This window comes from Blautia sp. MSK20_18 (genome assembly GCF_020553125.1).
GTDB lineage: Bacteria > Bacillota > Clostridia > Lachnospirales > Lachnospiraceae > Blautia_A > Blautia_A fusiformis.
The window spans coordinates 65056-79772 of record NZ_JAJCGR010000003.1; the positions used below are offsets into that span (position 1 = coordinate 65056).

A 14717-nucleotide genomic window follows, 5' to 3' on the forward strand; every position below is an offset into this window, starting at 1 on the left:
GTTAATCTTTTCTCATGCAATACAATACTACGATTTGAAAGTTTTGTAAAGAAAAGTTTCAAAAGTCTATTAGTTAAGGCTGTAATTTACAGCATGTACACGATAAGTTACACTGCTTTTACTATATGTCCAGTTATGACGCAGCAGACAATTATGATGACGTCCGTCCCCATCCAGATTACACTCTATCACTTTAAATGAATCACTGTAAACTTCTGTAACGATAGCCGAATGTCCATTATTATTGATGCGCACATAGTCTCCTACCTGAACATTATTATCATATATTCTCTGAAGGCCTGATACTCTCTGCCCTTCCCAGATATCATAAAATACTTTTCTTGCAAACCCATCACACTGGATAGCCCCGTCAAACTTATTGCAATCATACTCGCCATTACCTGGTATCGGATCAATTCCGCTCTGAGTTCCGTGATGTTTGCATGGAACATCACTGATCGTATCCTGAAATCTTTCAGGAGCTCCGCTGCTGTCCAGATTATCTGTCAGATCTGAATAACTGTTTACAACATGGTTCCAAAATTTCCCATCAGGAAATTTGATTTTTTCATCTTCAATTCTCTGCTGCAGATTTTTCTTTTTAATAACAGTAAGATTAACAATTACCGGCTTCGCTGCATTATAAAACGTTGTACTTTTTGTAGTAACTGTGATCTGCACTTCTCTCTGAATATCGTTTTCTTGCCATTCCTTCAAAGTAACCGTTCCATCAGAAGCTACCGATGCAATAGCACTGTTGCTGCTGGAATAAACCAATGTTGCATTCTGATCTGCTTTTGCCCCGAGATTGAATGCTCCATCATAGATCTTACGTTCCTGCTGCTGTACACAGCTGACAGATGGAGTTCCTTTTACCGTAGTGATCGTCAGTTTCCTGGTTGCCGGAGCATAGGAAGAAGATTTCGCTGCAGTGATCTGGATTGTAACTTTTCCAAGCTTCTTTGCCTTTTTAAAGTTCAAATTACCTTTGGAATCCACAGAAACAATACTGGTATCTAAGGACTTATAAGTAAGTTTCCCACCTTCTGAAGGAACTTTGGCACCAAGAGATTTCATTGTAGTGGAATACGCTATTTTTGCCCCATTCTTTACAGCAGTGGTAATATTCTGTCTTTTCAGCACATTAATCTTAATTGCAATATTCTGTGCCTGATAATGTTTGGTCGCCGCAACTTTTACAGTAACTGTTGCCACTCCCTCTCCATTAAGCATAATCTTGCTATTTTTTACAGATGCAATTTTTGCATTAGTGGTTGAATATGTCACTTTTGCAAATTCTTTTTTTCCTGAAACACTGATTTTGTAGGATTTGCCTTTGTCTGTATAAAGTTTTGTAATACTTCCTGGTGTAACTTTTACCGGCTGTTTTGCTTTGCTGATCTTATAAGCTATTTTTTTTGTACCTGTAAAATTGCCCTTTCCTGTGATTTGTAAGGTTGCTGTTCCAGGTTCTTTATTATTAAGATATTTATATGTATAATCTTTTTCATTCTGTAATGAGATCATTCCGGCCGCATTGGCTTTCGGCATATAAATAGAAAATGCGGGAGTTTTTGCCTGTCCATCCCAGGTGTAAATCGTTGTCTTCAAATTAACTTGAACTTTACCGTCAAGACTGCATGCTTTGATGGTAAAATATTTAGAAACAGAATCTTTGTAACTTCCCTTTCCTGTGATTTTTGCAACAGCTTTTGTTCCCGTTTTTGTATTATTAGAATAAGTTACTGTATAATCTGTGCCGCTTTTTAATGTTGTATTTCCAAGTTTAACAGTTACACCTGGCTTCTGCGGACTTCCATTGTAAGTTGCGGTTTTTACAGTTACCTTTGCCGTTTTGATGCTCTTTCTAACTACTGGTTTTGAAGCAACTACCTTTAAAGTGATACATTTACTGTTCGTTGGCATGGTCGTATATTTTTTGCCTGAGCTGTCTGACATGGTAAATGGAAGTTCTATAGAGCACTTCAGGTTCGGGATCGTTTTCAGTGTTTTAAGATTATCCATATAGTACAGCATATATCTTGCATCATTGACGCTAGATGTATTAAACTTACTGAGGTTTAGAGATTCCAGGCTGCTACAGGAGTTAAACATATATCCCATCTTTACCACTTCAGAAGTATTGAAATGGCTCACGTCCACAGCTTTTAACGCATAGCAGCGTGAAAACATTCCTTCCATAGATTTTACTTTTGATGTGTTAAATTCAGAAACATCCAGAGAAGTCATTTTTTTAAGCTCGCCAAACATAGAATTCATATCTACTACCTTGGATGTATCAAAATTTTTAATATTGAGGCTTGTTAAAGACTCATTTCCATAAAACATGAAATACATATTCTGTACATTAGAAGTATTAAAACTGTTCAGATCCAGAGACTTGAGCTTGCTCATAGTACAGAACATTTTGCCCATATCTTCTACATTTGATGTATTAAAGTTTCGTACATTTAACTGTGTAAGACTTTCGCACCGTTCGAACATACCGTTCATATATACAACATTTGCTGTATTGAAATTACTGACATTCAACTGTGTAAGGCTTTCACAGCAATAAAACATCTCCTCCATAGTCGTAACATTCGCTGTATTAAATCTACTGACGTCCAACTGTTTAAGATTCCGACATTCACGGAACATTCCGCTCATCCTTGTCACTCTGGAAGTATTAAAATTCCGGACATTCAGCTGTGTAAGGCTTTCACAGCCTAAAAACATGCTATTCATATCATTAACTTTTGAAGTATCAAATTTACTGACATCCAGAGTTTTTAATTTACTGCAATTTCGGAACATTCCCTGCATATGAGATACATTTCCGGTTTTCAATGAACCAGTATCCAGCCGTGTAAGGCTTTCACAATCTGAGAACATAAAGGCCATGTCTGTCACCTTACTGAAATCACAGTTTTTAAAAGTGATCCTGGTAAGATTCCTGCATCCCTTAAACATAGCTCTTGTCTTTGTGATTCCGGAAATTTCAACTATGGCTGTTTTAATATCATCCTGCCATTTACTCCAGCCCCTTTCTGCATCCCAATAATAATCTGAGGTATCATAGTCACCGTTTCCTTTTAATGTAAGACATCCGGATGTATCAATTGACCAAGCAATATCTCCGGTGATTCCTCCATCCATCATGCTTGCGGAAGCACTTACAGCATCTTCTTCTCCATCAGAAAAGTCATCACTTTCTGCCATTTCTTCTGTTTCCGGTTCTTCCGAAAGATTTTCAGTGTCCTCCGACATTTCTATATTATCCGCTTCTTCCGGCTCTTCTTCTAATTCCTGTTCTGTGCTATCAGGTAATTCTGCTGCTTCATCGTCTGCTGAGATTCCATCTTCAAAAATATCTTCCTCAGAAAAACTTTCCTCTGGACTGTCAGTCTCCTCATTTACATTTTCCTGGACTGTTTCCGGTTCTGTCTCTGAAGCCATGGTTATCCCTGCATTGCCAAAGATCATAGACCCTGATAAAACGACACACAGAAGTTTTTTGATCATTTTTCTCCTCATCCTGTTTTCTCCCTTTTTCTTTTTATACTAAAACGAAGTTCTGATTCTTCGCTTTGCTCCATCCAATTAGATCCCCAGATTTTCCAGTTCTTCACTCATATACCCCTTGAGATGCTCCTTTAAAGCCTTATGCTGAGGCAGGATAAGATCAAAATCCAGTGCCAGGATCTCACCAGCTGCTTCACTTGCATTCTTCAAAATTCCGGCATCATTGTAGATATCACCGATCTTAAATTCCATCAGTCCGCTCTGGCGGATACCGAAAAGATCTCCTGGGCCCCGAAGCTTCAGATCTTCTCCGGCTATATAAAATCCATCATTGGATTCATTGAGGATCTTCAGACGTTTAGAAGTATTTTCTTCATTATTTCCCTGGATAAAAATGCAGTAAGACTGATGCTCTCCACGCCCTACACGGCCCCGAAGCTGATGAAGCTGGGCAAGCCCAAAACGTTCTGCATTTTCTACCATCATGACGGTAGCATTTGGCACATTCACTCCAACCTCCACAACTGTGGTAGATACCAGTACCTGGATCTCGCCGGAAGCAAACGCCTCCATGATCCTGTTTTTCTCTTTTGGCTTCATCTTTCCGTGAAGGATTTCTACTTTGATCTCCCCCGGAAGGATCTCCTGAAGCTTTCTGGCATAATCTGTAACATTCTCTGCCTCCAGGCCTTCGCTCTCTTCCACCATAGGACAGATCACATAAGCCTGCCTTCCCATCTGCACCTGCTTTTCAATAAAAGAATACGCCTTGGGACGGTAGGAAGTTCCTACTACGCAATTCTTGATCGGAAGTCTTTTTGCAGGAAGCTCGTCAATGATCGAAATATCCAGATCTCCGTATAAAATGATCGCCAGTGTCCGGGGAATGGGGGTTGCGCTCATAACAAGTACATGAGGCGGATTTCCTCTGGTCGTCAGCGCTTCCCTCTGGCGAACGCCGAATCTGTGCTGCTCATCTGTGATCACAAGCCCCAGATTCTTATATTCCACCTTTTCCTGGATCAGGGCATGAGTTCCGATGATCACATTCACTTCACCGTCTGCAATCTTCTGATAGATCTCACGCTTCTGTCTGGCTGTGGTAGATCCTGTCAGAAGCACCGGATGGCAGGAAGCGATATTCTGTTCTTCCATCAGCCTCAGAAAGCCTTCGTAATGCTGATTTGCCAGAACCTCTGTCGGTACCATCAATGCACTCTGAAATCCATTCTCTGCTGAAAGTACCATAGCTAAAAATGCGATCACGGTCTTGCCGCTACCAACATCCCCCTGTACAAGCCTGGACATCAGCTTATGACCGCTCAGATCCCGTTCGATCTCATGCCAGACATTCTTCTGGGCTCCGGTCAGGTCATAGGGAAGCCCTTCTATGATTTCCTCGGTTGTCCATACTGGTTTCATTGGAAAAGTGTTTGGAGCCTCTTCTGTTTTCTCCTTCAAGAGCTGTATTGCCAGCACAAAAAGCAGAAATTCATCGAATACCAGACGTTTCCTGGCTGTGAGAAGCTCCTGCATATTTTTCGGAAAATGAACAGTCCGGATCGCATAATTAGCATCTGCGAGCTGATAGCGTTCCCGTATCTCCTCCGGCAGATATTCCCCATGGAGAGGCCTTGTATCCAAAATCTGATGGACCAACTTCGTGATCATCTTGTTGGAAAGTCCTTTCGTCAGACCATATACAGGCTGCATACTGTGAATGATCTCCTCATAAGCTGCCGGGGTAAAAATCTCCGGATGTTCCATCTGCGGACGGCCTTTTTTTCTGATGATCTTTCCTCTGAGGATAAACACACTGCCCTTTTTGAGTGTTCCCCTTAAATAAGGCGCATTGAACCAGGCAACCGGCAATCGGCCGCTTGCATCTGCCACAGTTGTTGTCAGAACCTGGAGATTGCGTATCTGGTTAATATAAATACCTGTTGCTATAGTGGCACGGATAGAGACTGTTTTGTCCTCCTCTGCTGATGCAATCTCCACAGGCTCCTCATATATATCGTAAGTCCGCGGATAATAACGGAGAAGCTCTTCCGCAGTCGTGATCCCGATCTTCTGGAAAAGCTTCTCTGTTTTCTCACCCACGCCTTTTAATTCACGTAAAGGTGTCTTATCATTCATTTTTTGTGCTCTTTATTCTACAGAAATCAGATAGTAGTAAATTGGCTGTCCACCCTGGTTCAGCTCAACCTCGCACTCCGGATATTTCTCGATAAGAGAATCAGAAAGTGCCTCTGCATCTTCCTCAGATACATCTTCACCATAGTAAACACTGATGATCTCAGATTCCTCGTCAACCATCTCTGCTACCATCTCCTCCGCTACCTGAAGTCGATCTCTGCCTACTGCAAGGATACCTGCATCACCGATTCCCATGATATCTCCCTCATGGATTTCCTTGTTATCAATGCGTGTATCACGGACTGCATAAGTAATCTGTCCGGTCTTCACTCTGGAAATCGCATCGGTCATGGAAGCAAGGTTCTCCTCGCCGCCCTTCTCCGGAACAAAGCTGATCATTGCGGAAATTCCCTGTGGGATTGTCTTGGTTGGTACTACAATGATCTCCTTGTCCTCAGTCAGATCTCTTGCCTGGTTAGCTGCAAGGATAATATTCTTGTTATTCGGGAAAATATAAATTGTTTTTGCATTTACTTTCTCAATAGCATTGAGCATGTCTTCGGTACTCGGATTCATAGTCTGACCGCCTTCAATCAGATAATCTACGCCAAGCTCACGGAAAATCTGAGAAAGTCCCTCACCTACGGATACGGAAATAAATCCATGATCCTTTGGAGGTTCTTTGTTTTCTGCTTGTTCTTTTGCAAGTTTTTCCGCATCTTTGATCAGTTTTTCCTGATGTTCTTCTCTCATATTGTCAATCTTCATACGGGAAAGCTGACCATACGTGAGTGCGCGTTCAAAAGCCTGTCCCGGATGATTGGTGTGCACGTGTACCTTGACAATCTCATCATCAGCCACCAAAACAATAGAATCACCGATGGAATCCAGAAATTCACGGAAACGGTCGATCTCATCCTGTGGAAGCGGTTTTTCAAGAAGGATAATAAACTCTGTACAATATCCAAATTTGATATCTGCCTCTGCCTGAGGAGAAATCTTTGTGATCTTAGGAGCTGTTGCTTCAAACTGGGAATAATCCACTTCTTTTCCATGATATCCGTCGATGGCACCACGGAAAACTTCCAGAAGTCCCTGTCCGCCAGAATCCACAACACCTGCTTCTTTCAGGACTGGAAGCATCTCCGGTGTTCTGGCAAGAGTTTCCTCTGCATGCTGAAAGATCCCATCGAAAAAAGCATCCAGATCTTCTGCAGCATCAGCAAGCTCTGCTGCTCTGTCTGCTGCAGCTCTGGCTACAGTAAGAATGGTTCCCTCTTTTGGTTTCATAACTGCCTTGTATGCAGTTTCAACGCCTCGCTCCATAGCTGCGGCAATGGCAGGTGCATCCAAATCTGTAAGTTTACGCACACCTCTGGTAAATCCACGCAGAAGCTGTGACAGGATAACACCGGAATTACCTCTGGCTCCACGGAGGGAACCGGAAGAAATTGCCTTTGCCAGGGATTCCATATCCGGATCTGTAAGAGCACCTACTTCAGAAGCAGCAGACATGATGGTAAGCGTCATATTGGTTCCCGTATCTCCATCAGGTACAGGAAACACATTCAGTTCATTGATCCACTCTTTCTTCGCTTCCAGATTCTTTGCTCCGGACAGAAACATTCTGGAAAGTATTTTAGCATCTATGGTTTTGTTATTCACCACAAGTTCCTCCTCTAAAACTAATCTATTGCACGCACGCCCTCAACCATAATGTTGATCTTTTCAATCTCCATTCCTGTAAAGGCTTCGACTTTATATTTTACATTGTTGACAAGATTGTCCGCAATAGTACTGATATTCACGCCATATGCTACGATGACATGAAAATTCAGCCGGATCTTATTATCATCCGTGATCTTAACACTGATACCATGTTTCAGGCTGTCAATACGCAAAAGCTTGACCAGGCCATCCTTCATACTGATAGCTGCCATTCCGATGATACCAAAACACTCTACCGCCACACTGCCGGCATAAGTCGCAATGACATCCGTATCAATTACGATCTGACCCAATCCAGAATCTATACGTCCATTCATATGGTTACCTCCATTGTTTCATTCAGATTAAATTATATAAAACTATTATAACCTTTTTTTTATAATTACGCAATGATAGAGTTCAACTTGTTTTATCTTATAGAAAATTAAGCTCATCCACTCTATTGAAGGGGAATCCCGGATTGTGATGGAGCATGCCGACCGATACTATGAAGCCGGTTTTTCTTTTTCGTTTATTTACTTATAATCCTTTTACAAACGCAACTGCATTTTTTATATCTTCTTCATCTGGATGCCCTTTTGCAATTCCACCAACCAGTTTAAATGGACCAAATGTGTCATAACCCTTGCACCCGAATTTTCCTATCACTTTGGAAAGCTTCTTGTCCAAAATCTGCTCAATGGATTTATAATTCGCACTTCCACCATAAGTACAGATCAGAAATACCTTTTTGTCGTCCGGTAGATTCTTCTCTGCAAATCCCAATATCGACTGATGAAATTTTGAAAAATAGATTCCTGATGCAAACCCAATCATATCATAACTGCTCAGATCTGCATCGGGTTGTTTTACAGCATCAATCAAATCAACCTGACACTCTTCTGCTATGCTCTTTACTAATTTTTCTGTATTTCCATGATGTACAGATGCATATACGATTGCTTTTCTCATTTGTTTTCCTTTCTGCCTGTGCCATCAATCAAGTCATAACTCATGTCCAAAAAGTCCAGTATCTTTGCTTTACTGACCGAACCATCCAGTAAAATCGTGATCCAGTGCTGCTTGTTCATATGGTATCCAGGTAAAAATCCATGCGTCTGAATAATCATATTCGTCATGTCCGGATCACACTTTACATCCATGATATCAACCGGATCTTTTCCTTCTAATCCCAGTTTTGATTTTTCAATAGTCATGATCACTGCATACCATTTTCCGTTTTTATGTCGGAGTACTGCACTGTCTGGCGATTTACTCCATAAATATTCCGGGACTGTTCCGTACTGTTTCTGCACATATTTAAAAATTTCTTCTTTCTTCACAAGCTATTCAACTCCTGACGTTTCTGATATCCTACCTATAATCATACCACATTTTCGGATTCCGAACTACCTGCCAAATTCTTTTGCATTTTCCCGTTTTTCCTATCCTCATATGCCAGTTCAACAAGAATATGTTCTATTCAGATTCAGGAAAGAGACCAGGCCAAAGAAAAAACGATAAATTAATTCGCACTGGGTAATTTTCTATGTTTCAAATTGATCTAAACCATACACACAACGCTTAATTCCACCATGATCCGCCCTGTTCCCGGAGGTATGGAATACTTTCCTTAAAACTCTTTGCAGAATTTTTGATAAATTTCCTTTTTTTGCTTGCAAAAGAGCAATTCATCTGTTAAAATGGTGACTGTTGATAAAAGGAGGTGCTATTCATGGCTAAATGTGCAATCTGCGATAAAGGAGCTCATTTCGGAAACAATGTGAGTCATTCCCATAGAAGATCCAACAAAATGTGGAAATCTAACGTTAAATCCGTCAGAGTAAAAACAACTGCCGGCGGAGCAAAGAAAATGTATGTATGTACTTCTTGTTTAAGATCCGGAAAAGTTGAAAGAGCGTAAGTAATATCGTATGCCCCCGTAGAATGCGGGGGCTGTTTTTTTATCTTCAAGACAGATAAATCACAAGCGGGAAGCATGCCAAGTGCACACTTCCCGCTTATCTGCAAAACATATGATATCCGCATAGCAGACATATGACTGCCATTGCGATCACAATAAAATTTTCTGTAATAAGGATGCCAAGAACCATGCCCACACCAATAAAAAACAGCATAAAACCAGTTAGCTTTCCCACTCCTGTCTGCTCATTTCCTGTTTTTTATTACAGTATATGCATGAAATCTAAATGGAATACTACTCTTCTTTCCCGTCTGTATCCTCAGCATTGCCTGCACCTGGCGCAAAACGGTTCACAAAATCCGGCACCATATCCAGAACCTTGGTAAGGCCATCCTGATTTTTTACGTTTACAAGTTTGGTGCTTCCATTCTGGATCACAAGTACTGCACAAGGAGACATCTTTCCGGCAAGACCTCCGCCGCCGTTATTCTTTTTATCTCCTTCAAAAGCTCCGGCTCCCACGCCGAAGGATACATCGACCAGAGGAAGGATAATGGTATCACCTACATGAATGGCATCGCCAACCACTGTCTTGGCCGATACAAAGCCATCCATTCCTTTAAATAATGAATTCACGGTATCTTTGAAATTATTCTCTTTCTCCATGATTTACCTCCTTATGTCTCCATCGGTGGATGACGTATTTTATATTTTTATTGAAATAAAGCTCTGCTGCTGTTTTGAGAACTACAATTCCATAAATCCTTCCCTTTAACAGGATCTCTCCCTCAAGAACATTTTCATCATCAAAAAGGGGCGCTACTTCGATCTTGTTTTTATGAAAAGGAATCGTCATTCCTAATACAGCCAATACCATACCTGTAACTGCCGGATCTTCATTGCCAAATGTGATTTTTCCGGTGATCCTTGTCGGAAGCACATGATAAATCAGTTTTTTTGCATTTTTCCACAGAAAGGAAAGAGCCTCTCTGGTTCGGGGATGGTCTAAAAATTCTTTCCACCAGTTTATCTTATCACAGAAATTCCGGATTGTTAATGCAAAACTTTGCATTTTTTTCAGAATCTTTTTGGGGATTCCAAGAAAATTCTGTACGATTCGGATCAGCTTTCCAACTGCCGTTTTTATTTTTCCCACTATATTCGAAATTAAATCTGCAATCTTTGTCCGAAGCTTTTTTTCATCTTCCGATATTTCTTCGGAAATCGATATCGGCTCCATTATTACATTTTCCGAAATTTCATTTATATCTTCAACAGTATCTTCCTGAGGCTCAGACATTTGCAGCTCTGCGGTATCGTTCTGATTTTCGCTTTTTGATGTCTTTTCATGACTTCCAGAAGCCTCTGTCTGTTTTTTTTCATTTTGATTTCCGGAGTTGGAAAGAGCTCTTGGTTCCTTTTTTTTACGAAACAGATTTTTTAATTTTTCCAACGGAATCCCTAACAAACATATTTTTGTTTTCAGAACGCCCTGCTCCCAGAATACCTGTGCAGAAATTATATGAAGCAGCCAGCTCACTTCACCGAAAGCATGTATTTCCCGAAGACTATCCGTTCGGTCTTTTTTTATTTTCCCTCTGTATCTGATCGGACAGAATAAAAGAAGCAGCAGGATCAGAAAGATCAGCCCGATCAGAATCCCCAGAAGGATCAATATCCATTTTATTATCAGCCATAATATATGCAACATTGGTTCACCTGTTTTTCAGATATTCTTTTATTTTAAAATTTCCAGTTTCGGTATAAACCTGTTCGATCATATCCTGTACCATCTGTATAGCACCGGATTTCCCTCTGGCCATTCCAACGATCAAAGGACAGGTGGCTCTGGCGCTTCGCTGTACAAGCATGCCTGCGGGAAGAATTTCCAAAATATTTCCGGGATTATCAGACAAAGTAACAACGTAGATATCCGGCACGAATTTGCCAGCAGTGATCCTGGCTCTTATTCTAGTAGGATTTTTTACATCATTTCCTATGTAATAGTTTTTCATCCATTTCAGCAATCTGCCATCACCTCCGTTATAATGCCAAACAGGGCTGCGTATGTACACAGCCCTGTCCTGTTGTTAAAAATACTTCTGCTGTTTCGCCCAGACGCCCTCACTTCGCATTTCCAGATACTCCTGATAGGCCTGTTCCACGATATGCTTCTCGTTGGAAAAACGGAGAAGGTGATAGATCTCATGAAACTTATAGTATCCGGAATCTACAAAATATTCCTCTCGCTGGGGTTTGCTATGATAATTATCAGCTATCATGAGATACCAGTGTACCTCTTTCATTACCACATCCTCCGGAACGGTGAAATTATACTGGCTCTTGCCGATATATTTCACGATAGAGGCCCGAACACCTGCTTCTTCCATTACTTCACGTAAAGCAGTCTGCTCAAAAGTCTCTCCTTTTTCTACAGTTCCTTTGGGAAGCACCCATCCTTCATAACGGTTCCTGTAGGATTTATACAATGCCAGGATCTTACCCCGATGAATTACCACACCGCCACAGCTTGTTGCTTCTATCATATTGCAATCCTCCTGTAATGCGTGTGTCTTTTGCACTGGCTATAGTATACCTCTTTTTCACCTTATAGGCAAGGGGCAAGAAGCAGATACTGTTCTCAATTTAATCGAAATAATATGCATCAAAAACATCGGCCGCAATGGGAACTGCCGCTTCACTTCCGGTTCCGCCGTTTTCCACGATCACTGCAATGGCGATATCCGGATCATCTACATTAGAATAACCCACAAACCAGGAATGACTGGAGCCATTTTCATCAAACTCCGCAGAACCGGTTTTTCCGGCAACAGTATATCCTCGTCCGTTCAATGCAGAAGCCGTACCGTTTTCAACTACATTTTTCATTAGTTTTCCAAGGATATTGGCTTCATTTCTTGTCATCAGACGTTTGTATTCTGTTTTTTCTGTTTCCCTGACCGTATCACCGGAATTATTCACGATCTTATCGATCATAGTTGGCTTCATCAGTACACCATCATTGGCGATGGCACTTGTGATCAATGCCATATGCATCGGAGAAACAAGAGTGTTACCCTGGCCGATCGAGGTCTGCATCACAAGTGCATTCGGAGAATCTTTATCAAGGGTAAAGCGACTGGTTTTATAGGAATTCAGCGGAAGCGCCCTATTAAAGAGCAGATCCTCTGCAGTACTTTTCAGAGTATCTCCTCCCAGACCAAGTCCCATATCTGCAAATGCACAGTTACAGGAATGTGCAAATGCGGAATAAAAATCCTCCTGTCCATGTACTGCCCCATTGTAACACTGGATCGTGTGGTCATCCACTGTGATACTTCCCTGACACAAATAGGAATATCCCTCCAGTGATCCCTTTTGTCTGAAATAATCCAGTGCCGTGACGATCTTAAATGTTGATCCCGGAGGATAAGCTCCATTGGTTGCACGGTTTAAAAGGCTGCTGTTACTTTCATCATTAACAAGGGTATCCCAGTTCTGTGCGATCGTGTTCGGATCAAAATCCGGTTTGCTCACCATAGCCAGGATACGTCCGGTGGATGGTTCCAGTACAACTACCGCTCCTCTCCGGTCTCCCAGAGAATTGTATGCCGTTGTCTGAAGATCTGCATTCAGACTGGAGATCACGGTATCACCCTGATTCTTTTTTCCCAGGAATTCATTTTTCATCTGTTCCAGAAAAAATGAATGGGAGGTGAGAAGCTGGAAATTTGCTTCCGATTCCAAACCACTCTTACCATTGGTATCATATCCTACTGCATGTGCAAAAATATTGGAAAACGGATACGTTCTCTCTTCTGTTCCATCTTCATACACATTGGTCTGTGCCAGAACCTCACCATCCGAAGACTGGATACTTCCACGTACTACCCGGTCCGAAAATGTATCCTGACGGGTGTTGTACGGGCTGTTGATAAAATCTTCGCTTTTTATGGCGTCAAAATAAACCAGATATCCGATCAGACTGACAAAGATCAATATAAAGAAGGCCGATACAAAAGTTAAAGGCCGGTTCTTTTTTCTACGGAGTCTGGCGATTTCTTTTTCTCTCAGGCGTTGCTCTCTTTCCTCTTCTTTCAATCGTTTCTTTTCGCTGCGTTTCAATTTGTTCGTCCTCATCTTCCCTCAGAATATACAGTCCCTGAATGATCGCAAGCATCAGGATGGTACACATGACAGAACTGCCTCCGTAACTCACCAGCGGAAGTGTAACTCCTGTCATTGGAATAAACTTGGTTGCACCGCCGATGGTCAGAAATACCTGAAAAGCATATTCTGTTCCGAGCCCCAGTGCGATCAGTTTATAAAACGGATTCCTGATCTTTAGTGCAATAGTAACGATCATCAGAAAAAAGCTTGTGCATACAAGAATCAGGCAGATGGCAAAAATGCCACCCAGTTCCTCGCAAATAGCACTGAAGATAAAATCATTTTTTACGACCGGAATCTTCTCCGGAGAGCCCTGACAAAGTCCCATTCCAAACCAGCCTCCGGTTCCGATCGCAAACAGAGACTGCACAATCTGATAACCTTCATTTTGATAGACAGCCATCGGATCCTTCCAGGCACTGACTCGCTGACGGACATGTCCAAAAAGATGATATGCGATCACCGAACCAACGCATCCTCCGCCAAGTCCCAGAAATAAATAGCTCGGATTTCTGGTTGCCACATAGATCAGTACAAGGTAGGTGACAAAAAAGATTACTGCACTACCCAGATCCCTGGAAAGAACCAGGATTCCTACATGGATCACTGCAACGATCGTAGCCAGTACTACTTTGCGAAAATCCACCTTGGTACACAGAAGTGATGCCATAAAAAATACGAAGGTTATCTTGATCACCTCGGAAGGCTGGATTCCCATAAGAGAAAGCTTTGCACCGTAGCTTGTGCTTGCCAGAACAAGAACTGCCGCCAGAAGTACAATACCAATTCCGGCATAAGCCCATGTAAGATCCTTTAAAAATTTCATTTTTCGTATCATTACCGGTATCACCAGTGATACTGCACTACCTGCGGCCACGATCAGAAGCTGCTTAGTTGCAGACGGAAGTGAAAGCCGGCAGAGCATGATAAATCCTACGCTCAGGAGCATACACATATTATTTAAAAGAAGCAGCGATGCATTCTGATAAATAATTCGATAAAGGATCTGGATCGCTGCAAAAAAGATCATCATTTCGATATAGAACAGGATGACCCTGAAATCCATGCTTTTTAAATAGATCACAAGAAATGCTGTAAAATCAATAAAAAAGATCATGGTCAGCTGCTGATGGAGCAGTTCTCTCTTTTCTTCCTCATCCTGCCGCCACACCATATAAAAACAATGAAAGGTATAGACGATCATCAATGTGAGGATCACATACTTAGATAATTCTGTAATTACATTAATCAT

General features: G+C 41.6%; 13 protein-coding genes. 1 reads left to right on the top strand and 12 read right to left on the bottom strand.

Annotated features, from left to right (window positions below; genetic code table 11):
• Positions 1–69: 69 nt before the first annotated feature.
• The 6 genes from LI091_RS02875 to LI091_RS02900 all read right to left on the bottom strand — a co-directional run bounded on the left by LI091_RS02875 (position 70) and on the right by LI091_RS02900 (position 8714).
• On the bottom strand, positions 70–3525 hold the full coding sequence (locus tag LI091_RS02875; protein WP_161215681.1) for a BspA family leucine-rich repeat surface protein: 3456 nt from the start codon (positions 3523–3525) through the stop codon (positions 70–72).
• Positions 3526–3603: 78 nt separating this feature from the next.
• On the bottom strand, positions 3604–5664 hold the full coding sequence (recG, locus tag LI091_RS02880) for an ATP-dependent DNA helicase RecG (RefSeq protein ID WP_173733331.1): 2061 nt from the start codon (positions 5662–5664) through the stop codon (positions 3604–3606).
• 12 nt (positions 5665–5676) lie between these two features.
• A complete protein-coding gene (locus LI091_RS02885) occupies positions 5677–7329 on the bottom strand; it encodes a DAK2 domain-containing protein (RefSeq protein WP_265190770.1) in 1653 nt (550 codons plus the stop codon).
• 20 nt (positions 7330–7349) lie between these two features.
• Positions 7350–7709 carry an Asp23/Gls24 family envelope stress response protein gene (locus tag LI091_RS02890; RefSeq protein WP_015524900.1) on the bottom strand — a complete coding sequence of 120 codons (360 nt, stop codon included), beginning with the start codon at positions 7707–7709 and terminating at the stop codon, positions 7350–7352.
• Between the two features lie 202 nt (positions 7710–7911).
• Entirely contained in the window at positions 7912–8343 is a 432-nt protein-coding gene (locus tag LI091_RS02895; protein WP_265190771.1) for a flavodoxin family protein, read from the bottom strand.
• The gene (locus LI091_RS02900; protein ID WP_265190772.1) at positions 8340–8714 is read right to left on the bottom strand and encodes an MmcQ/YjbR family DNA-binding protein; all 375 of its coding nucleotides are present in this window, start codon (positions 8712–8714) and stop codon (positions 8340–8342) included. Before LI091_RS02900 ends, LI091_RS02895 begins: the two co-directional genes overlap by 4 nt.
• 392 nt (positions 8715–9106) lie before the next feature.
• Between LI091_RS02900 and rpmB the strand changes: the two genes are divergently transcribed.
• Positions 9107–9295 (top strand): 50S ribosomal protein L28, encoded by a 189-nt coding sequence (gene rpmB, locus LI091_RS02905; RefSeq protein WP_015524898.1) that lies wholly within the window; start codon positions 9107–9109, stop codon positions 9293–9295.
• A 294-nt stretch (positions 9296–9589) separates the two neighbouring features.
• Here the strand turns inward: rpmB and LI091_RS02910 are convergent, their stop codons facing one another.
• From LI091_RS02910 to LI091_RS02935, 6 genes are all read right to left on the bottom strand, one after another.
• A complete protein-coding gene (locus LI091_RS02910) occupies positions 9590–9961 on the bottom strand; it encodes a GerW family sporulation protein (RefSeq protein WP_015524896.1) in 372 nt (123 codons plus the stop codon).
• A complete protein-coding gene (locus LI091_RS02915) occupies positions 9945–11006 on the bottom strand; it encodes a DUF2953 domain-containing protein (RefSeq protein ID WP_265190773.1) in 1062 nt (353 codons plus the stop codon). Before LI091_RS02915 ends, LI091_RS02910 begins: the two co-directional genes overlap by 17 nt.
• 4 nt (positions 11007–11010) lie before the next feature.
• Positions 11011–11322, bottom strand: coding sequence for a hypothetical protein (locus LI091_RS02920; RefSeq protein WP_059085676.1), 312 nt, complete (start codon positions 11320–11322; stop codon positions 11011–11013).
• A gap of 63 nt (positions 11323–11385) precedes the next feature.
• Positions 11386–11841: an NUDIX hydrolase gene (locus LI091_RS02925; RefSeq protein ID WP_015524893.1), complete on the bottom strand. Its 456-nt coding sequence runs from the start codon at positions 11839–11841 to the stop codon at positions 11386–11388.
• 100 nt (positions 11842–11941) lie between these two features.
• On the bottom strand, positions 11942–13435 hold the full coding sequence (locus LI091_RS02930; protein ID WP_173739968.1) for a peptidoglycan D,D-transpeptidase FtsI family protein: 1494 nt from the start codon (positions 13433–13435) through the stop codon (positions 11942–11944).
• Positions 13338–14717, bottom strand: a complete 1380-nt coding sequence (locus LI091_RS02935) for an FtsW/RodA/SpoVE family cell cycle protein (protein ID WP_015524892.1) — start codon at positions 14715–14717, stop codon at positions 13338–13340. Before LI091_RS02935 ends, LI091_RS02930 begins: the two co-directional genes overlap by 98 nt.